At 68.4% G+C, this 24871-nt stretch carries 22 protein-coding genes and 1 tRNA gene; 8 read left to right on the forward strand and 15 right to left on the reverse strand.

What is annotated here, in order from left to right:
- Positions 1–133 precede the first annotated feature (133 nt).
- The 3 genes from NET02_RS03930 to NET02_RS03940 all read right to left on the reverse strand — a co-directional run bounded on the left by NET02_RS03930 (position 134) and on the right by NET02_RS03940 (position 3274).
- Complete coding sequence (locus NET02_RS03930; protein ID WP_284056069.1) at positions 134–1006, reverse strand: DoxX family membrane protein; 873 nt, start codon at positions 1004–1006, stop codon at positions 134–136.
- A gap of 209 nt (positions 1007–1215) precedes the next feature.
- Positions 1216–1866 carry a response regulator transcription factor gene (locus NET02_RS03935; protein WP_284056070.1) on the reverse strand — a complete coding sequence of 217 codons (651 nt, stop codon included), beginning with the start codon at positions 1864–1866 and terminating at the stop codon, positions 1216–1218.
- On the reverse strand, positions 1847–3274 hold the full coding sequence (locus NET02_RS03940) for a GAF domain-containing sensor histidine kinase (protein WP_284056071.1): 1428 nt from the start codon (positions 3272–3274) through the stop codon (positions 1847–1849). The genes NET02_RS03935 and NET02_RS03940 overlap by 20 nt, the downstream gene beginning before the upstream one ends.
- 198 nt (positions 3275–3472) lie before the next feature.
- On the opposite strand from NET02_RS03940, the gene erpA reads away from it, so the two are divergent.
- From erpA to NET02_RS03970, 6 genes are all read left to right on the forward strand, one after another.
- Positions 3473–3844: an iron-sulfur cluster insertion protein ErpA gene (gene erpA / locus NET02_RS03945; protein ID WP_284056072.1), complete on the forward strand. Its 372-nt coding sequence runs from the start codon at positions 3473–3475 to the stop codon at positions 3842–3844.
- Positions 3845–4058: 214 nt separating this feature from the next.
- Positions 4059–4140 (forward strand) — tRNA-Leu (locus NET02_RS03950).
- 698 nt (positions 4141–4838) lie between these two features.
- A complete protein-coding gene (locus tag NET02_RS03955) occupies positions 4839–6020 on the forward strand; it encodes a YgeY family selenium metabolism-linked hydrolase (protein WP_284056073.1) in 1182 nt (393 codons plus the stop codon).
- Between the two features lie 2 nt (positions 6021–6022).
- Complete coding sequence (gene thrC / locus NET02_RS03960; RefSeq protein ID WP_284056074.1) at positions 6023–7252, forward strand: threonine synthase; 1230 nt, start codon at positions 6023–6025, stop codon at positions 7250–7252.
- Positions 7253–7959: 707 nt separating this feature from the next.
- Positions 7960–9732: an Ig-like domain-containing protein gene (locus tag NET02_RS03965; protein WP_284056075.1), complete on the forward strand. Its 1773-nt coding sequence runs from the start codon at positions 7960–7962 to the stop codon at positions 9730–9732.
- A gap of 262 nt (positions 9733–9994) precedes the next feature.
- The gene (locus NET02_RS03970; RefSeq protein ID WP_284056076.1) at positions 9995–10579 is read left to right on the forward strand and encodes a hypothetical protein; all 585 of its coding nucleotides are present in this window, start codon (positions 9995–9997) and stop codon (positions 10577–10579) included.
- A gap of 205 nt (positions 10580–10784) precedes the next feature.
- Here the strand turns inward: NET02_RS03970 and NET02_RS03975 are convergent, their stop codons facing one another.
- The 11 genes from NET02_RS03975 to rpmH all read right to left on the reverse strand — a co-directional run bounded on the left by NET02_RS03975 (position 10785) and on the right by rpmH (position 20018).
- A complete protein-coding gene (locus tag NET02_RS03975; RefSeq protein ID WP_284056077.1) occupies positions 10785–11456 on the reverse strand; it encodes a response regulator in 672 nt (223 codons plus the stop codon).
- Entirely contained in the window at positions 11453–12568 is a 1116-nt protein-coding gene (locus tag NET02_RS03980) for a HAMP domain-containing sensor histidine kinase (protein WP_284056078.1), read from the reverse strand. Before NET02_RS03980 ends, NET02_RS03975 begins: the two co-directional genes overlap by 4 nt.
- Positions 12569–12627: 59 nt before the next feature.
- Positions 12628–14136, reverse strand: a complete 1509-nt coding sequence (gene ffh, locus NET02_RS03985; RefSeq protein ID WP_284056079.1) for a signal recognition particle protein — start codon at positions 14134–14136, stop codon at positions 12628–12630.
- A gap of 2 nt (positions 14137–14138) precedes the next feature.
- On the reverse strand, positions 14139–15104 hold the full coding sequence (gene ftsY / locus NET02_RS03990) for a signal recognition particle-docking protein FtsY (RefSeq protein WP_284056080.1): 966 nt from the start codon (positions 15102–15104) through the stop codon (positions 14139–14141).
- Between the two features lie 161 nt (positions 15105–15265).
- Positions 15266–16246 (reverse strand): dipeptidase, encoded by a 981-nt coding sequence (locus NET02_RS03995; RefSeq protein ID WP_284056081.1) that lies wholly within the window; start codon positions 16244–16246, stop codon positions 15266–15268.
- 212 nt (positions 16247–16458) lie between these two features.
- Complete coding sequence (locus NET02_RS04000) at positions 16459–17343, reverse strand: PfkB family carbohydrate kinase (protein ID WP_284056082.1); 885 nt, start codon at positions 17341–17343, stop codon at positions 16459–16461.
- Between the two features lie 98 nt (positions 17344–17441).
- Positions 17442–18140 (reverse strand): RNA-binding cell elongation regulator Jag/EloR, encoded by a 699-nt coding sequence (gene jag / locus NET02_RS04005; protein WP_284056083.1) that lies wholly within the window; start codon positions 18138–18140, stop codon positions 17442–17444.
- A 39-nt stretch (positions 18141–18179) separates the two neighbouring features.
- Positions 18180–19157 (reverse strand): YidC/Oxa1 family membrane protein insertase, encoded by a 978-nt coding sequence (locus NET02_RS04010; protein ID WP_284056084.1) that lies wholly within the window; start codon positions 19155–19157, stop codon positions 18180–18182.
- A gap of 69 nt (positions 19158–19226) precedes the next feature.
- Positions 19227–19439: a membrane protein insertion efficiency factor YidD gene (gene yidD, locus NET02_RS04015; protein ID WP_284056085.1), complete on the reverse strand. Its 213-nt coding sequence runs from the start codon at positions 19437–19439 to the stop codon at positions 19227–19229.
- Positions 19439–19837 (reverse strand): ribonuclease P protein component, encoded by a 399-nt coding sequence (rnpA, locus tag NET02_RS04020; RefSeq protein WP_284056086.1) that lies wholly within the window; start codon positions 19835–19837, stop codon positions 19439–19441. The genes yidD and rnpA overlap by 1 nt, the downstream gene beginning before the upstream one ends.
- A 13-nt stretch (positions 19838–19850) precedes the next feature.
- On the reverse strand, positions 19851–20018 hold the full coding sequence (gene rpmH, locus NET02_RS04025; RefSeq protein ID WP_284056087.1) for a 50S ribosomal protein L34: 168 nt from the start codon (positions 20016–20018) through the stop codon (positions 19851–19853).
- 338 nt (positions 20019–20356) lie between these two features.
- On the opposite strand from rpmH, the gene NET02_RS04030 reads away from it, so the two are divergent.
- On the forward strand, positions 20357–21403 hold the full coding sequence (locus NET02_RS04030) for a molybdopterin-dependent oxidoreductase (RefSeq protein ID WP_284056088.1): 1047 nt from the start codon (positions 20357–20359) through the stop codon (positions 21401–21403).
- A gap of 6 nt (positions 21404–21409) precedes the next feature.
- On the opposite strand, the gene gpmI is transcribed toward NET02_RS04030, so the two are convergent.
- Positions 21410–22963 carry a 2,3-bisphosphoglycerate-independent phosphoglycerate mutase gene (gene gpmI, locus NET02_RS04035; protein ID WP_284056089.1) on the reverse strand — a complete coding sequence of 518 codons (1554 nt, stop codon included), beginning with the start codon at positions 22961–22963 and terminating at the stop codon, positions 21410–21412.
- Between the two features lie 187 nt (positions 22964–23150).
- Here gpmI and ilvD point away from each other — a divergent pair, with 187 nt between their 5' ends.
- Positions 23151–24821 carry a dihydroxy-acid dehydratase gene (gene ilvD / locus NET02_RS04040; protein WP_284056090.1) on the forward strand — a complete coding sequence of 557 codons (1671 nt, stop codon included), beginning with the start codon at positions 23151–23153 and terminating at the stop codon, positions 24819–24821.
- The last annotated feature ends 50 nt before the right edge of the window (positions 24822–24871 follow it).

Consider the following 24871-nt stretch of genomic DNA (forward strand, 5'->3'; position numbering starts at 1 on the left):
CCGGGAGGGGTAATTGCCTCCTACCCGCCTGGGTAGGTACAGGCCGTGGTTGCCCGGTGAGGGAGGCGGAGGAACGTGCCGCCGGCCTCGGGACGACCCGGGGCCGGCGAAGGGGAGAGTGCCGTGGCGTGGTCTACGCGTACCCGTTCGCAGGGGCTTGACCCCGGAACAGCCGGCCCGGGCTCCAGGGCGCGCCCAGCGCCGGGAGCAGGTAGCGGTCGATGCCCCAGTACCCGGCGACCTTCCAGGCCAGGATCAAGAGGATGCCCAGCGAGAAGAGCACTGGGTTAGTGCTGGCGGTTCCGGCGAGCATGAAATTGAGGTTCATGATCGCCCCGAAGAAGGCGGCGATCCCGACCAGCCCGCCGACGATCAGGCCGAGCCCGACGAGGATCTCGCCACCGATGACCACCCAGGAGAACCAGCCGTACCAGCCCTGATCCAGCATGAACTGGATGAAGTCGCGGTACCAGCCGTAGACGATAGGTGGCCGGCCCTGCTCCGGGATCGCGACCGCGCGTTCCCAGAACCCTTTGAGCGCCGTGCCGCCCTGCGTCCAGCTCGGATCCTCCAGCTTGTGCCAGCCCGCCTCCAGCCACTGGTAGCCGAGGTAGAGCCGCACGCCGAGCCAGAGCGGGGCCGAGCGCGTGTCGTTGAACAGCCAGTGGGCGAGCTGGGGATCGCGGATACCGATCTGGGCGACATCGGTCGACTCGCCACGGGTGGCCTGGCGCAGCGGGTAGACTGCGGCCAGCACCAGGATCAGCGCGCCGAGGATGCCGGTCAGCAGGTAGAACCCGCCGATCGACGGGCCGACCTTGCTCAGCGACTCGATCGGCCCCAGCGGGCCGAAGATCCGGCTCCCTCCCCAGCCGCCGAGGAATCCCAGGACGAGCAGGTAGCCGAACTGGCGATCCAGCGTCACCTGCCGGGCGATCAGCCGTTGCCCCAGCACAGCCGCTGTCGCTGCCACGATGACCGTGATGATGTAGCCGAGCGGTTCCATGGTTCCTCTCCTTCGCCTCGGTCTCTCGTTTGTCTGGCTCCAGAGTAGCCGAGGCGCATGCGCGTGATCAGCCCTCGTTGGGTGGGATTCTCTTTGCTGGCAGGGTAGTTCCGGTCCCGCCCGTTCGGGTAGGGGAAGAACTAGCGCATACCGTGCTGAGCGCGGGTGGGTGCCAGCGCTTCTGAGGATCTACTGGGCCGTCGAGCGGCTTAGCTGGGAGGCCCGGCTGGCTTGACCAGGCCAGTGCGCAGCGCGTAGGCGATGACCTGGGCCCGGTTCTCGAGGTGGAGCTTGGCCATGATGTTCTTGAGGTGGTATTTGACCGTGTTCTCGCTGATAAAGAGGCGGTCGGCCAGCTCGCGGTTCGAGGTGACCCCCTGGACGAGCAGCTCCAGGATCTCCCGCTCGCGGTCGGTGAGCGCGGCTGCCGGCTCCTGCGCGGACGGGCCTTGGGCCAGTTCCTGTAATAGCCGGCGGGCCAGCCGCGGGGTCAGCACCGGCTCGCCGGCCATCACCGATTCCAGCGCCTGGAAGAACTCGTCTGCCTCCAGGTTCTTCAGCAGATAGCCTTGAGCGCCGGACTTGATCGCCTCGAAGAGGTCGGCCTCGTCGTCGGACGCGGTGAGGATAACGACCCGGACATCCGGCAGCTCAGTGGCCACCAGCCGGGTGGCGGTAAGCCCGTCGACCTCCGGCATCGTCAGATCCATCAACACGATGTCGGGCCGGTGACGTCGCGCCAGCTCGATCGCCTCGCGGCCGTTCTTCGCCTCGCCGACGACTTCGACGCCGCGCGCCTCGAGCAGGCTGCGCAGGCCATCGCGGAAGAGCGCATGGTCATCAGCGATCAAGACGCGCATCGCTTCCTCCCACAGTGAGTGCGTGCTGCCTGAGCGGGATCTCGACCTCCACGGTGGTACCCTGCCCAGGCTGCGAGCGGATATCGAGCGTGCCGCCGACCGCCTCGGCCCGCTCGCGCATCGTTGCCAGCCCGAAGCGCGGGTAGCCGGTACGCTCGTGGGCCTCGGGGTCGAAGCCGGCGCCGTTGTCGGTAACGGTCACGGTCACAGCATCGTCAGTCTTGCAGATCTGGACGGTCACGCGGGTGGCGCCGGCGTGCTTGCGCACGTTGGTCAGCGCCTCCTGGACGATCCGCAGGAGCTGGAGCTCGGCGATCGTCGAGAGCCCGGTGAGCTCGTCGCCCGGCGGCTCCACGGTCAGTTCGACTGCGATGCCGCTCTGCTCCCGCCAGCGCTCCAGGTAGCGCTCCAGCGCCTGGAGCAGGGTCTGCGAGGGGTCGAGGCCGGTCCGGAGTCCGAGGATACCCTCGCGCACGTCGGCGTAGGCATCGCGCGCGGCCTGCTCGAGCTGGCGCAGGTGCTGCTCCGCGTCGGCGACTCGCCCGGCTTGTCCGAGCAGCTCGCGCGCGGCCGATGCCTTGGTGATCACGTAGCCGAGCACCTGTGCCAGGCTATCGTGCATCTCGCGGGCGAGCCGCTCGCGCTCCTCGGCGATCGCCAGGCTGGTAATCCTGCGGTGCAGCCGGGCGTTGGTGATGGCCAGCGCTGCCTGGGTGGCGAACCGCTCGAGCCGGAGCTGATCCTGCGTCGTATACGGGGCGCCGTTATCTCGATCAGCGAGGTAGAGTGCGCCCAGGATCGTGTCCCCGCTCCGGATCGGTACGCCCAGGAGCGTGCGCATCGCTGGGTGGCCCTCCGGGAAGTGCCGCTGGCCGGGGTAGCGCTCGAGGTCGTCGATGCGGAGGGAGCGACCTTCCCGCAAGACCTGGTCGAGCAGGCCATGCGAGGTGATCTCGGAGATCCGGCACTCGCGATCGGCGGGCAAGCCAGAGGCGAAGACGATCGGCGGCATGCCGGGCTGCTCGCGCATGATCAGCAAGCCGTAGCGCGCGCCGATAAGCCGGCGAGCTTGATCCACGACCTGTGCCAGGAGCTTATCCAGGTCGAGGTCGGAGGCGATCGCCAGTCCGGCCTCGTGGAGAGCCTGGAGTTCGGCGTTCTGCTGGGCCAGCGTGGCCTGCTGCCTGGCGATGATGCGGAAGATCCACTCAGCGAAGACGACGATGCCGATCAGGACGAGCGCGATGACCGCGAGCCGGGGAGCCCAGGGGTTTGGCAGGAGCCGTTCCATGAGCTGGCTGCCGAGCAGGAGCAGCAGCATATAGGCGGCCGGCGCCAGGATCGCGATGCGCTTCAGGCGACGCAGCCGCTGCTCGGCGGGGAGCGGGGCGGAGACGTTGCGCTCCATACGCGAGCCCGTCCTCTCGGATGGAAGGATAGCACGGCACTTCACGTCTCCCGAACGGTAGAGTTGCTCCGCGAGCGTTCGAGCGCGGCTTGCTGGCGGCTTGACATCGCGTGTGGATGCGTTATCATTGCCTCGGTTGGCTTTCGCAATGGTTGGGTTGCGAATCCTGGAGTTCCCGGACGCTGGAGGAGAGCCGCGATGTTGACGATGACGCCGGAAGCAGTCGAGCAGCTCAAGGAGTTCATGGAAGAGCAGGGCATGCCCAATGCGTTGCTCCGTGTCTTCGTCGCGCCGGGTGGCTGCTCGGGCTTGCAGTACGGCATGGCGCTCGAGGAGACGGCGGAGGAAGATGACCACGTCGTCGATATCGACGGGGTACGGGTGGTGGTAGACCAGTTCAGCGCCATGTACCTCGAGGGCGCCGAGATCGACTACATCAACAGCCTGATGGGCGGTGGCTTCACCGTCCGCAACCCGAACGCTGTCGCGACGTGTGCCTGCGGCCACTCCTTCGATGCCGGTGGGAACGCAGCGACGGCACAGGGCTGCGGCTGCGGCAGCGGCTGGTAGCGTCGCGTCCTGAAGCGCACGTCGATCGACGCACAGGTGAGTGTGGCCTGTGCGTCTCTGCTTGTGGGCGACTCCACCGCGCCTCTGCGAAGAGGCGCGGTGGAGTCGCCCGAGTGCGCTGATGGGGCGGTCACGTCAGTGAGTCCGGACGCTCAGTCTCGTATACTTTTGCGTGGTGGTGTGGCCGCGACAGAGGCACGCGCCGCACGCGCTTGGGGGAATGTCGGAATTGGCAGACGAGCGTGACTTAGGATCACGTGCCGCGAGGCGTGTGGGTTCGAGTCCCACTTCCCCCACCGACGCGACAGCCCTGGCAGCAACCCGATCTCGCTTCCGGTCATCGGCCTTCAGCGTCATGCTGGAGCGTCCGTGGCTGGACGGGAGTAAGACAGGACACCGCCAGGCGGTGAGACCGGCGGGGGCGATGTGTCCTTTCCTCCCACCCACGACAAGGGATCACCGTTCTGCCGCTCAGCTCGGTGTTGCCCCCTGTTGACTGGCTAGGCGCAACGATGCGCGACGCCACACGCTCTTCCCCCACGGTGGAAAGAGAGGGCTCGACGATGCCCTCGTGCCCCGGGAATCTGCACTTTTCCCCAAGGTGGCGAGCGTCGATGCCTGAGGTGGGCAGTCACCAGGACAGGTTTGGGGGCACCCGCTGCCGATCGGTTCGGTGCGGCGAGTCGAGGACTTGGGTGTCTCTCGTAGTGGTGACCACCCCTTGCCGCCCCTGCTATACGAGCTCCTGGTCCCTTCGAGCAGACCTGGAGCCCGCGCCCTGCCGCCGATATGATATGCGGCGGCCGCGCTCTCCAGGCCGCCAGTGGGTCGGAGGGAGAGCGTTCGCGAGGTCGAAACGTCATTGTCCTCGACCGGGCCGCTGTAAGGGACGTCGCTGTTTCAGGGGGCTGTAACGCGCTTGCCCCCGAGCTGGTGCGCCGACCGGCGAGCGACCCGGTGGCGTGTGGACTGGCCGGTGACTGCGGAGGGAAGGATGACAGGGTCCGTTTTCCCGTTCTCAGGCGAGGCGATCGCTGACTTCACGCTGCGCTTGATCCGCACGCCGAGCCCGTCCGGCCAGGAAGACGGCGTGGCACGCCTGGTCTTCGAGGAGATGGCAAAGCTCGGCTTCAAGGTGCAGATCGATGCTTTCGGTAACGTCATCGGCACCGTCTCCGCCGGACCGGGGCCGGCGGTGCTGCTCGACGCGCACATGGACACCGTCGGCGTCTCTAGCCCCGAGCTCTGGACGCGTAACCCCTGGGGCGAGCGTGTGGGCGACCGCATCTACGGGCGCGGCGCGATGGACATGAAGGGGCCGCTCGCAGCCGCTGTCTACGGCATCGCCGCGCTCCGGGGACGCCTGGAGCGCGGGACAGTGGTCGTCTCGGCCACGGTGGCCGAGGAGCTGGTCGAAGGGCCGGCGCTCGTGCGCGTCGCCGAGCGGCTTCGCCCGGACTTCGTCGTGATCTGCGAGGCCACCTCGCTCAAGCTGGCGCGCGGGCAGCGCGGCCGCGCCGAGGTCAGGGTGGAGGTGTTCGGCAAGCCGACGCACTCGTCCCGGCCGGAGCTCGGCGTCAACGCCGCCGAGGCCATGGTCGATGTCGTCCGCGCCCTCCGCGAGCTCCAGCCGCCGCGCCATCCGGTGCTCGGGCCCGGCATTCTCGTCCTGACCGACGTGAAGTCCGAGCCTTACCCGGGGCTCTCGGTCGTCCCCGATTACTGCCTCGCGACCTACGACCGCCGCACGCTGCCGGGAGAACTGGAGGACGACATCCTGCAGCCGATCCGCACGCTGGCCGAGCGCGCCCTCGAGGGCTCGGGGGCACACGCGCAGGTCGCGATCGCGGAGGACGACTTCCAGACCTATACCGGGCAGCGGATCGCGGCCCCGAACTTCGCCCCTGCTTGGTTCTTCGACGAGGATGCCCCGATCGTGGCCGGGGCGGTCGAGGGGCTGCGCCAGGCCGGGATCGCGCCGGAGCTCTCGCACTACGCCTTCTGCACCAACGGCAGCGGCACGGCCGGCCGACTCGGGATTCCGACCATCGGGTTCGGGCCAGGGGACGAGGAGCTGGCCCACCGGGTCGACGAGTACATCGATGTGGACGAGCTGGTGCTGGCAGCGCGCGGCTACGCGGCCATCGCCTGCCAGCTCGTGCGCCTGGGAGGCTGAGGATGGGGACTCCGGTCGCTGCCACCGTGACCTTCGAAGACGGGACCAGCCGGTGCGTCGACGATGTCGCCCAGGCTCTGGCGCTGGGCGATGTGGCTCGGGTGGAGCTGCTCTACGAGTACGGGCCTGACCTGGTGCCACGCGGGCCGCTCGACCCGATCGGCATGTGGCGCTACCGGGATCTCCTGCCGCTCGATCCCGGGCCGATCGCCTATCCCCTGCCTGTCGGTGGCACGCCGCTCATCGCGCCTCCCGGGCTCCGCCGCGCGAGCGGATGCGACGGTCTCTGGGTAAAAGACGAGACCCGGGGGCCGACCGGATCCAACAAAGACCGCGCCACGGCGCTGGTGCTCGAGCAGGCGCTGCGCCAGGGGCACGAGACGGTGAGTTGCGCCTCCACCGGTAACGTGGCGGTCTCGCTGGCAGTGGGCGCGGCGGCGGCCGGCAAGCGGGCTGTCATCTTCGTGCCGGCGGAGGTGGATGATACCAAGCTGGCGTTCATGCTCTTCGCGGGGGCGACTGTCGTCAAGGTGCGGCAGGGGTACGCGGCGGCCTTCCGGCTCTCCCGCGAGGCAGCTCGTGCCTTCGGCTGGTGTGACCGCAACACCGGCGTCAACCCATTGACGGTCGAGGCCAAGAAGACGGTGGCGCTCGAAATCTGGGAACAGCTCGGTCGTACCGTCCCTGACGCGGTGGTGGCGCCGGTCGGCGATGGCCCCACGCTCTGCGGCCTGGCCAAAGGTTTCCGCGAACTGGTTGCCTGCGGCGTGGCCGAGCGGATGCCGCGGCTGATCGGCGTGCAAGCCGAGGGCTGCCAGCCGATCAAGCGGGCCTGGGAGGCGCATGCCTCGCGCGTCGAGCCCGTCCAGCCAGCGACGATCGCCGACGGCATCGCCGTTGGCGACCCGATCAGCGGGGCACTCGCCCTGCGCGACGTGCGGCAGTCGGGTGGCGGGTTCATCGCGGTCTCGGACGCGGAGCTCTTGAAGGCGATGCGGGAGCTGGCGGCATGGGCCGGGGTGCTGGCCGAGCCAGCCGGGGCGGCAGCCTACGCAGGGCTACTGCGGGCGCTCGAGTGTGGCCTGGTGGGCCGGCAGGAGCGCGTCGTGATCCTGGTGACCGGGACGCTGCTCAAGACACCGCGATTTGCCCGCTCTGACGGTCGGCCTCTCGAGATCGACGCCGACCTCGGCGAGCTGGAGCGCGCGCTCGCCGGGCTGGGGACGAGCTGATCGCTCCCTGCCGCGCCGCTCCGGCGGCCCTCGATCCCTCACGAGTCCTGCCAGAGCCCCTCGATGCTCGGGGATGAACCGAGACGTCGAAAGGTGCGGCGTCTCGCTCGGCGTCGAACAGGTGCGCCGGGGTGAGGCGCGCCATCGGTGTCGAGCGCTGCGGGAGGCACGCTCACCCCCTTGCCTCGACACGGGCCTGAAGAGTGCCAGCCATGTCGTCCCGGGTTCACGCATTTACCCGCCGCGGGGCTGGCAGCACGGCGCACGGGTTTTCTCCCGCAGCAGGGCGGCCACCCGCACTGGCTATGTCCCGATCCGACAAGCGCACCGGCGAGCGCAGAGCCTGGGTATCGACCTTCTAAGAATTTCTGCGATCTCGAGATCGGCAACCTCTTTGCTGGTCGTTCGTTGTTGACAGTAGAGAGCGACTGCTCGTGCAGCCCGATGCCGGGTCGAGCTCGGACTAGGAGCAGGGCTGGCGATGACTATTCCTCCGTGTGCCCTCGATCAGAGAACCCCCAGGCTCGTCGAGGCCCGAAACTGGCCGCTCCCGAATCTGGCGATTTCCTGGCGGCCGGGGCTGGCGTGGCGGGATGCGCGCGCTCCGCCTGCGGTCGTGCCGGTGGGGTGCATGAACCTCCAGCGGCAAGATGTGGTTCTCCACGGTGTAGCTGTGAGGTTCTCGAGCATGAGAGGGTAGAGTCGTGATGGATCGGTATGGACGCTCCGCGATGCGCGCGGAGGGGAGAAGCTCGACGCGAGGACGGCAGCGGGCTGCACTCGCCGTGACGCTGGCGTTGGGTCTGGCGCTCCTCGGAGGGGCGGCGCTGCTGGTGCCAGGTTCCGCGCTCGAGCCGGACAGCCCGAGCGCGCTGGCCGCCGAGAACGACCCCCTTTCCCAGGCGGCGCAGCCGTCTCAGCCGAAGCCTGGCTGCACCTATTTCCCGCAGACGCAGCACAACCTCTGTGCCGGGTTCCGCGCCTACTGGGAACAGTTCGGCGGCCTGGCGATCTACGGCTACCCGCTGACCGAGGAGTACCGCGACCCTGAGACTGGGCGCACCATGCAGTGGTTCGAGCGCGCCCGCTTCGAGTGGCATCCGGGTGCCTGGCCCGCGCGCTACGACGTGCTGCTCGGCCTGCTCGGTCGCGAGCTGACGGCCGGCCGCAGCCAGGAGCCGCCCTTCCAGCCGGTGGCGGCAAGTGCTCGGCCGGACTGCATCTACTTCCCCGAGACGCGGCACCACCTGTGTGCCGGCTTCCGGGCCTACTGGGAGCAGTTCGGCGGACTAGCGGTGTTCGGCTATCCGATCTCTGAAGAGTTCCGGGAGGTCAACCCGGACGACGGGCGCGAGTACACGGTGCAGTACTTCGAGCGGCAGCGGTTCGAGTGGCACCCGGGGGAGTGGCCGGAGCGGTACGACGTCCTGCTCGGCCGGCTCGGCGCCCAGCTCCTGGCCGAGCGACTGGCGCCTCCTCCGCCGGCTCCCACTCCGACCCCGACGCCGACACCCACGCCGACGCCGACCCCGTCACCCGAGATCACGATCAGCCTGTCACCCGAGAGCGACGTGAATCTGGTGGGCACCGAGCACACGGTAACGGCGCAGGTCGAGCAGGACGGCGAGCCGCTCGAAGGCGTCCGCGTGCGCTTCCGCGTCACCGGGGCGGGCGAGCCGAGCCCAGCGAGCGGCAGCGATCGCACCGATGAGGATGGCGAGGCGACCTTCGCCTTCACCAACAGCGAGGTGGGCACCAACACGATCACTGCGTTCGCTGACCTCGACGACGACGGCGTCCGGGACGACGGCGAGCCGGAGGCCACGGCCAGCAAGCGCTGGGAGGCCGAGGCAGAGATCGCGCTCTCGCCTGAGGCCGACGTGAACCTCGGTGGGACCGAGCATACCGTCGTGGCCGAGGTCACGGTGGACGGCACGCCGCAGGACGGGCTGCCGGTCACGTTCGCGGTAACGAGCGGTGGCTCGCCCAACCCTGAGGGCGATACGGTTGTGACGAACGCCGACGGCGAGGCCAGCTTCATCTACACGAACACGGTAGCCGGCACTGACACCATTACGGCGTGTCTCGACTTGGACGAGGACGGCTGCGAGGACGGCGAGCCGAGCGCGACGGCGTCCAAACGGTGGGTGGTGAATCCTGAGATCGCGCTAGATCCGGAGACCTTGACCAATCCGGTCGGTCAGCAGCACACGGTGACCGCGACGCTGACCGACGACGCCGGCCCGGTGGAGGGCGTGCGGATCGTCTTCCGCGTGACGCGGCAATCCGGTGGCGGGTCGCCGTCACCGTCGAGCGGCGCAGACGTCACCGACGAGAACGGCGAGGCGAGCTTCTCGTTCACGAGTTCTGTCCAGCCGGCTACCGACCAGATCCGGGCCTTCGCCGACTTCGACCGCGACAACGTGCGTGACGCGCCGGCGGAGCCGGAGGCCACCGCGACGAAGACCTGGACGCCGTAGCGGCGGGCCGGGGACTACCGGCAGCGGGCGTCCGGAATCGCACCCGGCGCCCGCTTGTCGCCCTCTCGCATGGAACATCTGGCAGGGGCGACCGGCCGGTCGCCTCTACCGTTGTATAGGTATTGCGGGGTAGCGCGGGCGAATTCCCTGGGCTGGCTCGCGCGCTGGCGGTATCTGGCGCCTCGCGCGGCCGGCCTTGCGCGGCTGCTGGCGACGTTCCATACTGGAACGCTTGCGTATGCCGATGAGGGAGGGGGCTTCGATGGGCGAGCCAGGGCTGGCCAGGTTGCCCAACCAGCAACAGATCCTGCTTCGCCTCGATGGCGCGCGGCGGCAGGCTGAGCAGGCGTCGACCGCACTCGAGTCAGGGGACCACGCAGGTCTGGAATCGGCGCTGTGCGCAGCGATCGATCAGGCACTCAAGGCGGTCACGGCGGCGCTGTACGGGTTCAACTCGCTCCTGCCGAACCCGCTGCCGGCGAGCCGGGTGACCCGGCGCAACCTGCGGGATCGCTTCGTCGCAGTCCAGGCGCGTAGCGCGGTGCTGGAACTCCTCGACCGCGAGTCGCGACCGCAGGAGGGCTGGCTCTGGTGGCTGGATCGCAAGGAAGCCAGCAGCGCGTTCGCCTCGCTGATCCGCCCGTCTGCCGACGCGAAGATGCCCCCGGCACTCTGGCGCGACCCCCTGGATCCGGCCCACGGCGTGGAGATGCTCCGGCCTGACCGCTACGTGCAGCAGGCGGTGGAGCAGGTGGGTCGATTGATCGAGGAGATCGGCCGGCTGGCCGGGCCAGATATCGCTGCCTACCGGGAGGCGGCACGACGGCAGCCCGGCCGCCTCATCTGAGGACCCGTGGCCAGCTCCGGTGCCTGGGCAGTCTCGCCGATGATCTCCCTCTAGAGGGAGGGCGCCGAGCTCGGGCTATCCCCAAGAAGAGAGGCTCGAAGCATCGGGCAGGTCGGCCGCATGCGCTACGATTTCTGGAGGCCCCAGCACAGCGTCTGGGTCGGGCGCGAGTGAGCGCGCACGCTCGGAGAGCGCGGCTCCCGGCTCACTCCGTCGCCGGGTCGAGCAGGCCAGCGCGCAGGGCGAACCGCACCAGCTCCGAGCGACGGCTGAAGCCGAGCTTCTGCATCACCCGGTGCCGGTAGGTCTCGACTGTCTTGGGCGACAGGTAGAGCTGGTCGGCGATCTCCTGGGCCGTATAGCCCGCAGCGGTCAGCCGCAGGACTTCGCGCTCGCGCTCCGACAGGAGCTGGGCCGGGTCTTGTACCTCGCCGGCCTGGGCCCGGTCGAGATACCCCTGCAAGAGCATGCGCGCCGCCTCGGGGTCGACGAAGACTTCGCCCCGGGCCACCGTGTGGATCGCCTCGATCAGGTCGGTGTGCAGGCTCGACTTCCGCACGTAGCCGGAGCCACCAGCCTGGAGCACCGGCAGGAGGTACCGCTCCTCAGCGTGGACGGTCAGGATCAGCACCCGGGTGGGCAGCCCCAGCTCGGCGATCGTGCGCAGCGCTTCCAGACCGCCTCCCGGCATCGAGATGTCGAGGATCGCCACGTCTGGCGCTTCCGCTCGCACGAGCTCGACCGCCTCGTCGGCGCTGCCTGCCTCGCCGACGACGGCGATATCGGCGTGCGCCTCCAGCAGGGCGCGCAGGCCGGCTCGGACGATCGGGTGATCATCGGCCAGCACGACACGGATTGGCCGGCATGCAGTGCTCATCGGTGTGCCTCCATTGTAACCGGTGTCTCGGTTGCCGTATCCCGCCGGTGATCGAAGAAGCCAGCTACGGCCTGCGGGCTGAGGGGTGCGGTGACTCGCACGACTGTGCCCTTGCCCGGGGTGGAGGCGAGCGTCAGCTCTGCCCCGACGAGCTGGGCCCGCTCGCGCATGCTGAACAGCCCTAACCCACCGTGGCGGGACGGCAGTTGCCCGATGTCGAAGCCCCGGCCGTCGTCCCGGATCTCTAGCGTCACCTGGCCGTTCTCGAACGAGAGCTGGAGCTGCGCCTGGCCAGCCTGGGCGTGCTTGGCGACGTTGGTGAGTGCCTCCTGCGCGATCCGATAGAGCGCGAGCTCCACGTCGGGGTCGAGCCGTCGCCGGGGGCCGCGGATCGTGACGGTGACCGGCAAGCCGAAGCGCTGCCGCTGCTGTGCCGCGAGACCCTCGAGCGCTGCCGGTAGGCCGAGGTCATCCAGGCTGGGAGGGCGCAGCTCGTGGGCGATCGCGCGGATCGACTCGAGCGTGGCCGCGGTTTGGCCGATCAGCTCGGACAGCGTCTGGCGGTCGGTCACCCCGCCGCGATCTTCCAGCATCTTGAGCCGGAGGAGCTGGGCGGTCAGGCTCTGGGCGGTGTCATCGTGCAGCTCGCGGGCGATCCGGCGGCGCTCCTCCTCCTGCGCGGTAAGCACGCGCAGCGAGAGCTCGCGCAGCCGGTTCTGGTAGGCGACGACGGTGTCGAGCATGGCGTTGAAGGTCGCGGTGAGCGCGTCGAGATCGGGATCGCTGAAGGCGACGCTCGGCGCCCGCACCTGGAAGTTGCCCTGCCGCACCTGGTCGGCGGTCTCTTCGAGCGCGGCGATCGGCTGGAAGGCGGCGCGTAGCACGATCCAGTTGATGACGACACTCAGCAGCGTGCCGGTCGTGGCGAAGAGGGCAACCAGTTCCGGCAGGTGCTCGGTATTGCCAGTGCTGAGCAGCGTGAGCGTCGTGCCGACGACCGCGCCGCCGACGACGATGACTGAGTTGGCGATCAGCACTTTATAGAAGATCGGAAGCCCGAGGAGGCGCCGGACCAAGGTGGGAAGCAGGCTTCGGACTTGGGACATCGTCATCGGGCACGCTCCGGTCTCGGCTCGTCAGGAGGTCATGGCTCAGCAGCTCCGGGACTGGGTCAATGGCGCTTCTTCTTGTGCTTCTTCGCCTTCTTGCCCGCCTTCGGCTTCGGCCGCTGCGCGGTGGGGTGGCGGGCCGACGGTCCGGGCGGCATCCCGCCGGGTACCATCCCCTGGCTCATCAGCGCGTCGAGGCCACCGTCGCCGAGCCCAGCCAGCGGGTTACCCCCGCCCAGCAGCCCTCGCAGCCCACCGCGGCGCCGGCCAACGCCCGCCATGTCGCCGAGCTGTGCCATCACGCGCTGCATCTGCTTGAACTGGCTGAGGAGCTGGTTGACCTCGGCCATGCTGGTGCCACTGCCACGGGCGATCCGTCGCCGCCGGCTGAAATTGATGATATCCGGGTGGCGACGCTCTTCCGGCGTCATCGAGAGGATGATCGCCTCGATGTGCTTGTACTCGTCGTCACTGATCTGCACCTGCTGCTGGCGGAGCGCCTGGCCGACGCCGGGCAGCATCTCCAGGAGCTGGGTCAGCGGCCCCATCCTCTTGATCTGCTGGAGCTGGTTGAGGAAGTCTTCCAGGTTGAAGGTGCCGGTCAACACCTTCTCCTGCAGCCGCTCGCTCTCCTCCTGGCTGATCTGCTGCTGGGCCTTCTCGATCAGCGAGAGCACATCGCCCATACCCAGGATGCGCGTGGCCAACCGCTCGGGGTAGAACGGCTCCAGCGCGTCGACGCGCTCGCCGGTGCCGATGAACTTGATCGGCACGCCGACGACGGAGCGGATCGAGAGCGCGGCCCCACCGCGCGCATCGCCGTCCATTTTGGTCAGGATCAGGCCGGTGAGCTGTAGCCGCCGGTGAAACTCCTCGGCCACGCTTACCGCCTCCTGGCCGGTCATCGCGTCGGCCACCAGCAGGATCTCGGACGGCCGCACCGCTGCCTTGATCTCTTCGAGCTCCTGCATCATCCGCTCGTCGATCTGCAAGCGGCCGGCCGTGTCGACGATGACTGGGTCGAGCCGCCGCTCGCGGGCGAGCTTGATCGCGTGCTTGACGATCTCGACCGGCTTGGCCTGCGTGCCCTCGTCGTAGACCGGCAGGTCGTGCTGGCGCCCGAGCGTGCGGAGCTGCTCGACGGCTGCCGGGCGGTAGATGTCGGCAGCGACCAAGAGCGGCTGCCGGCCCTCCCCGCGCAGGTGGTGGCCGAGCTTGGCCACGTGCGTCGTCTTCCCCGACCCTTGCAGGCCGACCAGTAGGATCACCGTCGGCGGCTGCGAGGCCCAGGTCAGCGGCACGCGCTCCGAGCCGAGCACCCGCACCAGCTCCTTGTGGACGATCGAGATCACTTGCTGGGCCGGGGTCAGCGAGCGGAGCACGTCCTCGCCGATGGCCTGCTCGCGTACCGCCGCGATGAAGTCCTTGACCACGCGGTAGTTGACGTCAGCCTCGAGCAACGCACGGCGAACCTCGCGCAGCGCCTCGTCGACGTCCTGCTCGGTGAGGCGGCCCTTGCGCCCGATGCGCTGGAAAACGTCGGTGAGCCGGTCGGTCAGCGCCTCGAACATGGTCAAGCCTCCTCGTCATCCCCGAAGAACAGGGCGTCGACGTAGGTCTCGGGGTCGAACTCGGCCAGGTCGGTCACTTTCTCGCCGGTGCCGACGTAGCTGATCGGCGTGCCGAGCTCTCGGGCAATCGCGAAGGCGATGCCGCCCTTGGCGGTGCCATCCAGCTTAGCGATGGCGATGTCGGTGACGCCGGCTGCCTCGGTGAACATCCGCGCCTGCACCAGCCCGTTCTGTCCCGTCGTCGCGTCGATGACCAGCAAAACCTCCTGCGGCGCCTCGGGCACGTGCCGCTGGATCACCCGCCGGACCTTCTTCAGCTCCTCCATCAGGTTGTACTTGGTGTGCAGCCGCCCGGCGGTATCGATCAGCAGAATGTCGACGCCACGGTTGAAGGCGGCCTGCATGCCGTCGAAGACGACTGCTCCCGGATCGGCACCGGGCGTGTGGCTGATGACGGGCACCCCCAGGCGCTCGCCCCAGACCTTGAGCTGGTCGATGGCGGCGGCCCGGAACGTGTCGCCAGCGACCAGCATGACCGATCGGCCCTGATCCTGGTGATACCTGGCCAGCTTCGCGATGGTGGTCGTCTTCCCAGTGCCGTTGACGCCGACGACCAGTGTCACGAAGGGGACGCCCCGCTGGTAGATCTTCACCTTGCGGTTGCGGGTGGCCTCCTCGAGCAGGGCGACCATCTCGTCGCGGAGCGCCTCGCGGGCCTCGGCAGGATCCTTGATCCCCTCGCGCCGCACCCGCTGGCGCAGGTTGTCGAGCAAAGCCACCGTGGTCTCGACGCCCAGGTCGGCCTGGATCAGCAGCGCCTCGAGGTCCTCGTACAGCTCCTCATCGATCTCGCTCCGCTCGAAGAGCGCCGCGATGTCGCGGAAGATGCCGCGACGGCTCTTCCGGAGCCCGGCTTCGATCTTCGGTTCAGGTTGGGTTTGCCGTCGGAAGAATCGGCTGAAGATCACGTCTCGTCCTCACCTCGGGAATCGCACTCTGAAGGGAAGCGCCGCAACCGGACGGCGCGGCGCCTCCTCCACCGTAAGTATACCGAAGGGGATCGAATATCAGAGTGAGCCCCGCATCGGGGCCGCTCACGTTTCCCGCGCGGGCGAGCGTGCCGGTCGGATCACCCGGCCCAGGCGGCCTGCAAGACCCGCAGCCAGTTGTCCCGGCAGATCTTGGCGATCGCCCGCTCGTCGTAGCCGCGCCGCTGCAGCTCTTCGATCAGGTTGCCGAGATGCGCAGCATCCGCGAGGGCATCCGGCATGGTCGCCCCGTCGAAGTCGGAGCCGAAGGCGACGTGGTCGACCCCGACCAGCCCAGCGATGTGGTCGATGTGGTCGACCAGCGCCGAGAGCGGCACGTCGGCGCCGCTCGTCGCCCCCTCAACCAGGAAGCCGACGTGGAAGTTGATGCCCATCAGCCCGCCGTTCTGAGCCAGCGCCCGGATCTGGTCGTCCGTCAGGTTGCGGTCCACGTCGCACAGGGCGCGCGCGTTCGAGTGGCTAGCCACGATCGGCCGCTCGCTCACCTCCAGCACGTCCCAGAAGCCGGCCTCGTTGAGGTGCGATACGTCGATCAGGATGCCCAACCGGTTGCACTCGCACACCAGCCGCCTGCCCAGACCGGTCAGACCCCGGTTCCGGTTCTCCGGTCCGACCCCTTCAGCGAAGATGTTGGGACGGCTCCAGACCAGCCCCAGCGAACGCAAGCCGAGCTCGTAGGAGAGCCGGAGCGTGGCGAACTCGGGGTCGATCGCTTCCGCCCCCTCGTAGTGCAGGATGGCGCCGAACACGCCGCGCTCGAGACAGTCCACCAGTTGTGGGTAACTCGTAATGAGCTCCATCTGGCCGTTCGCGGCGGCGATGGTTCGCTTGAGCAGGTCGACGCCGCGCAGGGTCTGGATTAGGGCGCCCTGGGGCAGGTGCTCGTTCCGCACGAAGATCGCGGTGAGCATAGCGCCGATGCCCCCTCGGCGCGCCCGCGGGAGGTCAACGTGCCCGATCGAGCTCTCTTCCAGGAAGCTGCGGCCGGTCTCGAGCAAGGAGAGCACGTAGTCGGTGTGCCCATCGATCACGGGGACGGGGGCTGGGGTTCCGGTGGCCATCGCTCCTCCTCCCTGACTCAGCGCTCGTCATCGCTGGCATGGTAGTTGTCCGACTGAGAGAGAGCAACTGGCGAAAAGGCAGGGCCGGGGAGCCGGTTGTCGATGCCGGCGCCGGTCGCGCGCTGACAGTAGCCGGACGAGGCCAGCCAGGCGAAGGCCGGACACTGGGAGTGGGAGAGGCGAGACCGGGCGAAGAGCGCGTGCCGCCGTGCCTACGACCGCCGGAGCTCGCCGCGCCGCTCCAGGAACGCTTCTACCTCCGCTCGAGTCGGCACGGCCTCCGGCCCGAGCCCCTGGATGCGCAGCGCGGCTGCCGCGGAAGCCATCCGCGCAGCGAACGATACTGGCTCGCGCTCGGCGCGGAGCAGGAACAGCACGGCCGCGAACACATCGCCTGCGCCCAGATCGTTTTGGACGGGGACAGGGTAGGCCGGGACCTCGAACGATCGACCACGGTCGATAATCTGGGCGCCGTCGGCTCCTCTGGTGATCGCGACCAGACCGCGCGTACCCACCGCCTCGATCTCGTCGCGCGCCAGTGTATGCTCGGCAGAGCTCAACACCATCCCGTCGATCCGGCTGAGCAACTCCAGCGGCAGCCGCAACTGGGTCAGCCTTACTCGTCCCTCGTGCCCGCGCGGCCACTGCCGCATCCATCCCTGTGGCGTGACTCCCAGGTAGCTGGGATTGAGCCGGCTTGCCTGGCGCGGCTCGATCTCCTGTGCTACCGGTGCCAGATGGATGACCCGTGACGAGCGCCAGTGCGGTGGTAGCCCGTTCAGGTCGATCGGGCCTGCCCAGGCGTGGATCGTCTGCTCCCGGCGGCCCGCGACCGTCCGGTTGGTAAAGACGGTCGCCGACTGGGCATCCTGGACGATGAGCGCGATCTCGCGGGCGTAGCGAGCCAGATCCTCCGCGACGTCAGGGCCATACCGCTCGAAGTTGCCGCGCGTGAGGACGGCGGCGCTCAGCCCGAAGCGCGCGGCCGTGAGGGCTGCGTACAGCGCGGTACCGCCCAGAACCGGACGGCCGTCGGGGTACAGATCGACGGTCACATGCCCGATGGCCAGGTACTCAGGTACGAGCTGGGTCAGCATCAGTGCATCCTGTCCCCAGGCAGCGGGACGAGCATCGTCCCGAGGCCGGAGTTCGGGCGTGCTCGCCGCTCGGTCGGAGCGAGCCGGCGACCGGATCTCTACTGGCGCGGATACACGGTCACGCGACGCTGCTCGCCTTCGCCGCTGCTCTGGGTCGTCACGTCCGGGTGATCGCGCAGCACGACATGGACGACCCGGCGCTCGCTCGCCGGCATCGGTTCGAGCGTGATCGGCCGGCGGCTGCGCGCCACCTGGCGAGCTACCCGCTGAGCCAGGTTGATCAGCGATTCCTCTCGCCGGCTCCGGTACCCCTCGACATCGAGGATCACGCGAGTCCAGGTCGGCAGCCGGCGGTTGACCAGGACGTTGACCATGTACTGGAGTTGGGCCAGATGCTCGCCGCGGCGACCGATCAGCATGCCGGCGTGTGGCCCGAAGATGTCGATGAAGACCGTCGGCGGGTCGTTGGGACCGAGTTCGATGACCGACGGGTTATCGACGGCGACGACTTCGCAATTGGAGAAGCCCATTGCCGCGAGGAGCTCGCGCACGACCTGCTTGGCGACATTCTCGGTGTCCGGGTCGACGCGCTGGACGCTTCCCCGGGCAAGGCCGGCCGGCTCCCGCGCCGGTCGTAACGGTGTCACGCGTACCAGCGCCTCACCGCCGTAGGCGACGTTGTCGACCAGGACTTCGACCTGAACCTGGTCGAGTGTCATGCCGAGCTGCTCGAGGGCCAAACGGACAGCTTCCTCGACGGATCTCGCTTGGATCTCGACGCCCTGCTTGCTCACCATGCTCGCGCGCCTGCCTTCCTGCGGCCGGCGGGCCGACCCTCAGTTCCCCTGTGCCGACGGCTTCCGCTTGGAGGATCGGGTTCGCCGTGGCACGAGCGCGGCCGGATCGGGAGGGGGTGGGGGTGTCTCGGCCGGGCGCCCGTCCTTCCTCGCACGAGCCGGCTCCTTGCGCGTCTCGGATGCCGCCTCCGGTCGCTGGGTGGCCCGCTGCTCCACCTGCTGGATCTGTCGCTCGATATGCTTGTTCAGGCGACCGAACAGCCCGCGCGAGGCCGCCTGTCGCTGCGCCTCACGCTTGGCCGGATCCAGGTACCCGAGCCGCCGGTGCTCCGGCAGGTCGGGGAGGAAGGGGAACCAATCGAGCATCGCGCCCCAGCCGGTGATGAGCCACTGCTGAACGACGCTGTAGAGCGCGGAGACCACCCAGTAGAGCACCGGGCCGGCCGCGAAGTTCCAGCCGAAAATGACCACCATGAGCGGCATGAACATCATCATGGTGTACATCATCTGCTGCTGCGGGTCCTGGAATTTGCCCTGACCGGCCGGCCGGGTCATCCGCGTCTGGACGAACTGGAAGACCCCGGCGAGGATCGGCAGGATATGCAGCGGATCGGGCTGGGCCAGGTTCGGGATCCAGAGAAAGCCGTTGCTCCAGCTTCCGCCGTCGTGAGTCGACAGGTTACGAATGGCGAAGTAGAGGCCGAAGAAGATCGGGATCTGCAAGAGTACCGGCAAGCAGCCCGACATCGGATTGATGCCGTACTCCTGGTAGAGCTTCATCGTCTCGGCTGAGAGCCGCTGCCGATCCTGCCCGTACTTCTTCTGCAATTCGCGAATTTTCGGCTGCAGCTCCTGCATCATGGCCGTCGAGCGCACCGACTTGATGGTCAGTGGGAGCAAGAGCGTTTTGATCAGGATCGTGAAGAGGATAATGGCAATGCCGGAACTACCGGTATGACCGGCTGTCCAGGCTAATCCCCACTCGATGAGGTTGACGAACTGATCCCAGATAACCAAGCGCGTGCCTCCTCAGGCGGTTCGGGCGTGATGCGCTCGTAGCCGGAAGTTCGGCGGAAGCGGGCTAGGTCACTCGACCGGGTCGTACCCTCCCCGGTTGAACGGGTTGCACCGCAAGATCCGCCAGGCCGTCTTGGCCCCGCCCCTGATGATACCGTACTTGGCAATGGCCTGATACCCGTACTCCGAGCAGGTCGGGTAGAAGCGACAGGACGGCGGGAACAGCGGTGAGATGAAGATCTGGTAGAAGCGGATGGCCTTGAGCGCGACGGACGTGAGCATCAGCGGTGGCCTCCCGGACGGGAAACCGGTGGTTTCTCCTGAGCGATCGAGGTCGTCTCGATCAAGCCAGCGCGGCGAACGAGCTCGTGCACGCAGCCAGCAACCTGATGATACGACACCGAAGGCTCAGCCAGCCGGCCGCGCGCGATCAGAACCAGGTCGTAGCCCTGGCGGAGCTGCGGGTGGAGTCGACGCACCACCTCGCGCAGCCAGCGCTTGACCCGGTTGCGGCGCACTGCCTTGCCCACGCGCCGGCCGACGGCGAAGCCATAGCGGTTGTGCTCGAGGCCGTTCGGCCGGTACGCGAGCACTACCAGCGCACCGCTCACCGATCGCCCGCGCTTGCGAACGATCTCGAAGTCGGTGCTGCGACGCAGCCGCAGCTTGCGGGCGATCATGCGGGTGGCCTGGCTACTTCTTGATGGTCGGCTTCTTCTCGTCGGAGACGGTCAGCTTCCAGCGTCCCTTGCGCCGCCGCGCGGCGAGGATACGCCGTCCGGCCTTGGTGCTCATGCGCTTGAGGAAGCCGTGCTCCCGCTTGCGAGGGATACGCTTGGGCTGGTACGTCCGCTTCGGCACGGTATCCGCCTCTCGTCCTCACGCTCCCGGTCAAAAAAATGCCCGCGCGGCCAGCGCTCCGGCCGCTACGGCAGGCCAAGTATACGGCCGGGCAGGTTGGCTGTCAACACCGGCCGGGAGCGGTTCCTCCCCTCCCGTCAATATCGTTCCCGCAAGAGGAGGCGTCATCACCTCGCCTAAGGGAGACGCGCCGGCAGCGCCAGCGCACGCATTCCCACCGAGGAGCCACGGCGGCGGTCGCGGGCAGGGCGTCCTCGCCGCATACTTGAGACGATCTGTGAGGACCCGACATCGACCGGCATCTTCCGCCGTGGCGATCCTCACCAGGAGCTCGGGACATGACCGCGCGCTTCGTCAACCTGGCTATCCTGCTCTTGCTTACGCTGGAGTTGGCAAGCGGTTTCGGCAGCTTCCTGGTCGGGCAGCCCAGTGGCCAGTGGGTGCTCTGGCTGCACCGTGCCGGCGGGTGGGGGCTGGTCTGCCTGCTCTTCTGGAAGTGGGGTATCGTGGTTCGCTCCTACCGCCGGCACGGGCTGACGCCTGGGACAGTCTTCTCCGCGCTGGTGGCGGCTGTGTTCCTCGTATCTCTGGGATCTGGTCTGCTCTGGGCGACGACGGGCCTGCCGCGCCTTAGCGTGCTGTTCGTCGGGGACTGGACCGGTCTCAGCCTGCACGTTGCCATCTCGCTGCTGTTGGTTCCGTTGGTCGCGCTGCATGCTGTGATGCGCTGGCCGCGCCCGCGCCGGGTCGACCTGGCGAGCCGCCGGGCCGCGCTGCGCTACCTAGGCCTGCTGGCTGCCGGCCTGGTGCTCTGGCGGGCGCAGGAGGCCGTCGCGGTTGCCGCCAGGTTCTCTGGCGCTAGGCGACGCTTCACCGGCTCACGCGAGGAAGCCAGCTTCCAGGGGAACGCCCACCCGGTCACGAACTGGCTGAGCGATCCCGTCTTGCGCCTAGAACCCGCGGCTTGGCGACTGCGCGTCTCTGGTCACGTCGAGCGCGAGCTGGTGCTCTCCTATGAAGACATCCTGGCGCTGCGCGCTGGCTCCCGCCAGGCGCTGCTCGACTGCACCGGCGGCTGGTACACGGTGCAGCGCTGGTCAGGCGTGCCGGTCGTGGCTCTGCTGGAACGCGCGGGGGTCAGGGAAGGAGCGCGCTGCCTGATCACGCGCTCGGCGACCGGCTACAGCCGCCGCTTCCCGCTCGCCCGCGCCGGTGAGCTGCTGCTGGCGACCCACGTGGAGGGGGAACCGCTCTCCGCCGCGCATGGCGCTCCGGCCCGGCTGGTGGCGCCGGGCTACCGGGGCTACTGCTGGGTCAAGTGGGTGGTGGAGCTGGAGGTGAGCCGGGAGCCGGCCTGGCTGCAAGCGCCGCTGCCGCTCCAGTAGCGATGATCAGCCCTCGATCAGGCTCTGGCCGGTCATCTCCTCCGGCTGCGGGAGCCCGAGGATCTGTAGCACCGTCGGCGCGACGTCCGCGAGCCGCCCGCCGGCGCGCAGCCGGGTGTGTCGATAGGGTGAGTCGTCCGGCGCCAGGACCACGAAGGGCACTGGGTTCTTGGTGTGCGCCGTCCAGACCTCGTTCGTGCTGGGGATCAGCATCTCGTCGGCATTGCCGTGGTCAGCGGTGACGATGGCCACTCCGCCACGTCCCAGGGTCGCTTGGACGATCCGACCCAGGCACTCGTCCACGCACTCGACGGCACGGACAGCGGCTTCGAAGACTCCCGTGTGTCCCACCATGTCGGGATTGGCGTAGTTGATCAACACGAACGCGTAGCGCCCGCTATCGATCGCTGCGAGTGCGGCGTCGGTCACGCCCGGCGCGCTCATCTCCGGCTTGAGGTCGTAGGTGGGCACCTTCGGGGAGGGCACAAGCTTGCGGTCCTCGCCGGGGAAGGGCTCCTCGCGTCCACCGTTGAAGAAGTAGGTGACGTGGGCATACTTCTCGGTCTCGGCGGTGTGGAACTGGCGCAGGCCAGCCTCGCTCAGGACTTCGGCCAGCGGCCGGCGCACGTTCTCGGTCGGGAAGGCCACCAGCACCGGGAAGTCGGGCTCGTACTCGGCCATGGTCACCATCAGCAGATCGCGCGGGAAGCGGCAGCGCTCGAAAGCCGTAAAGCTGGGATCGGTGAGCGCCTGCGTGAGCTGGCGAGCGCGATCGGCTCTGAAGTTGAAGAAGACCACGGCGTCGCCGTCGGCGATCGGCCCGATGGGCTGTCCGTCTGAGCCCGTAATGACGACCGGGTCGATGAACTCGTCGGTCACATCGCGCGCGTACGACTGCTGGATCGCGGCGACCGGGTCGGTTGCGGTCGGTCCCTGGCCGCAGACGATGGCGTCGTAGGCGCGCTTGGTGCGGTCCCAGCGCTTGTCTCGATCCATAGCGTAGTAGCGCCCGGAGATGCTCGCGACGTGGCCGGTGCCGAGCTCGTCCATGCGCGCGAGTAGCCGGCGCATGAACTCGAGGCCCGAGGTCGGCTCGGTGTCGCGCCCGTCGGTGAAGGCATGGACAGCGACGCGCTCGAGCCGGCGACGGGCGGCCAGCTCGAGGAGCGCCTCCAGGTGCCGCTGGTGGCTGTGGACGCCGCCGTCACCGAGGAGCCCGAGCAGGTGAAGTGTCCGGCCGGGCTGGCTCGCCCGCTCGACCGCGGCCAGCAGTGCCGAGTTCTCGAAGAAGCTCCCGTCCTCGATCGCTAGGTCGATCCGGGTGATGAGCTGGTAGACGATCCGGCCGGCCCCGAGGTTGAGGTGGCCGACCTCGGAGTTGCCCATCTGTCCGTCGGGGAGCCCGACGTCGCGGCCAGAGCAGCGGAGGGTCGTCATAGGGTAGCTGGCCTGGAGTCGATCCATAACCGGCGTGCTGGCGGCCAGGATGGCATTGCCAGGGTAATCCGGCCCGATAGCCCAGCCGTCGAGGATCACCAGCACGACTGTCGAGGGTGCCACGCTCCACTCCCTCCGCGTTTCGATACCGCGTGCCCGGGCTGTGCCAGGCGCACCGGCGTTGTCTGATAGTAGTGGTGGCGCAGCCCTGACGCAACCTGAGCCGAGCGGGTCTTTCAGCCTCGGACTCACGGTACAATGCCGCCAGGTGAGGCATGCCGGCGAGGTGACGACGTAAGGAGAGGCTCGAATGCGCAGCGAGTTGATCACCCACGGAATCGAGCGAGCGCCGGCCCGGGCGATGCTCCGGGCGGTCGGGTTCACCGACGAGGACTTCGAAAAGCCGATCGTCGCCATCGCCAATACCTGGACTGACGCGATGCCGTGCAACTATCACCTGCGGGAGCTGGCCCAGCACCTGCGCGAGGGGATCCGCGAGGCGGGCGGCGTTCCGGTCGAGTTCAACACGGTGGCGGTCAACGATGCCATCGGCATGGGTACGCAGGCGATGAAAGCCTCACTGATCAGCCGGGAGGTCATCGCCGACTCGATCGAGCTCATGGCGCACGGGTACCAGTTCGACGCTGTTGTCGCGCTCGTCTCCTGCGACAAGACGATCCCCGGCGGAGCGATGGGGGTCATCCGTGCTGGCGTCCCGGCGATGGTGCTCTACGGCGGGTCGATCGCCCCGGGCCAGTGGGGCGGGCGCGAGCTGACGATCGTCGAGGTCTTCGAGGCCGTCGGTGCCTACGCCGCGGGGAAGATCAGCTACGAGGAGCTGCGCGAGATCGAGCGGCACGCGATCCCCGGGCCGGGGGCCTGCGGCGGCCAGTACACCGCGAACACGATGGCCATCGCGCTCGAGGTGCTCGGTCTGTCGCCGATGGGATACAACGCGATCCCGGCGGTCGCGCCGGAGAAGGCCGAGGCGACCCGCGAGGCCGGACGCCGGTTCATGGAGGTTGTGCGGGCCGGGCGCACGCCGAAGCAGTTCTTGACCAAATCGTCCTTCCACAACGCCATCGCGGCAGTGGCGGCGACCGGCGGCTCGACCAACGCTGTGTTGCACTTGATCGCGATCGCCCATGAAGTCGGGATCGAGCTGAAGCTGGAGGAGTTCGACGAGATCAGCCGCCGCACGCCAGTGATCGCCGACATGAAGCCGTGGGGCAAATACGTGGCCTGGAGCCTCTACAAGGCCGGCGGCAGCAAGCTAGTGACCAAGCGGCTGCTCGATGCCGGGCTCGTCGATGGCTCGACCGTTACCGTGACCGGCGAGACGTTGGCCCAGACGGTGGCCGACGCGACGGAGGCTCCCGGCCAGCCGGTGGTCTACGATCCGGCCAAACCGCTCAAGCCGCACGGGGGACTGGTCATCCTGCGCGGTTCGCTCGCGCCGGAGGGCGCTGTGCTCAAGCTCGCCGGCACCGAGCAAACGTACTTCCGTGGCCCGGCTCGCGTCTTCGACGCCGAGGAAGACGCGCTACGGGCCGTGCTCGACCGGCAGATCAAGCCGGGCGATGTCGTCCTCATCCGCTACGAGGGGCCGAAGGGTGGGCCGGGGATGCGGGAGATGCTCAGCGTGACCGCGGCGCTGGTCGGCGAAGGGTTGGGGCCAAAGGTGGCGCTGGTGACCGACGGCCGCTTCTCCGGTGGTACCAAGGGCTTGATGATCGGCCACGTTGCGCCGGAAGCTCCGCTGGGCGGACCGATCGCGCTGGTTCGCGACGGCGACACGATCACGATCGATATCGAGAAGCGGCGGCTCGACCTCGAGGTGCCGGACGCCGAGCTAGCCGAGCGCCGCGCGGGCTGGACTCCTCCGCCACCGCGGTTCACCCACGGCGTGTTCGCGCGCTATGCCGCGCTGGTCAGCTCGGCATCCGAGGGGGCAATACTGCGGACGCCGTCCTGGGTGTGAGCGCAAGCCAGGCACGCTAGCTGCCATCTTCCCGCGTCGTGGCGCGGGGG

Source organism: Thermalbibacter longus, from assembly GCF_023806485.1.
GTDB classification, from domain to species: Bacteria; Chloroflexota; Chloroflexia; order Thermomicrobiales; family Thermomicrobiaceae; genus Thermalbibacter; species Thermalbibacter longus.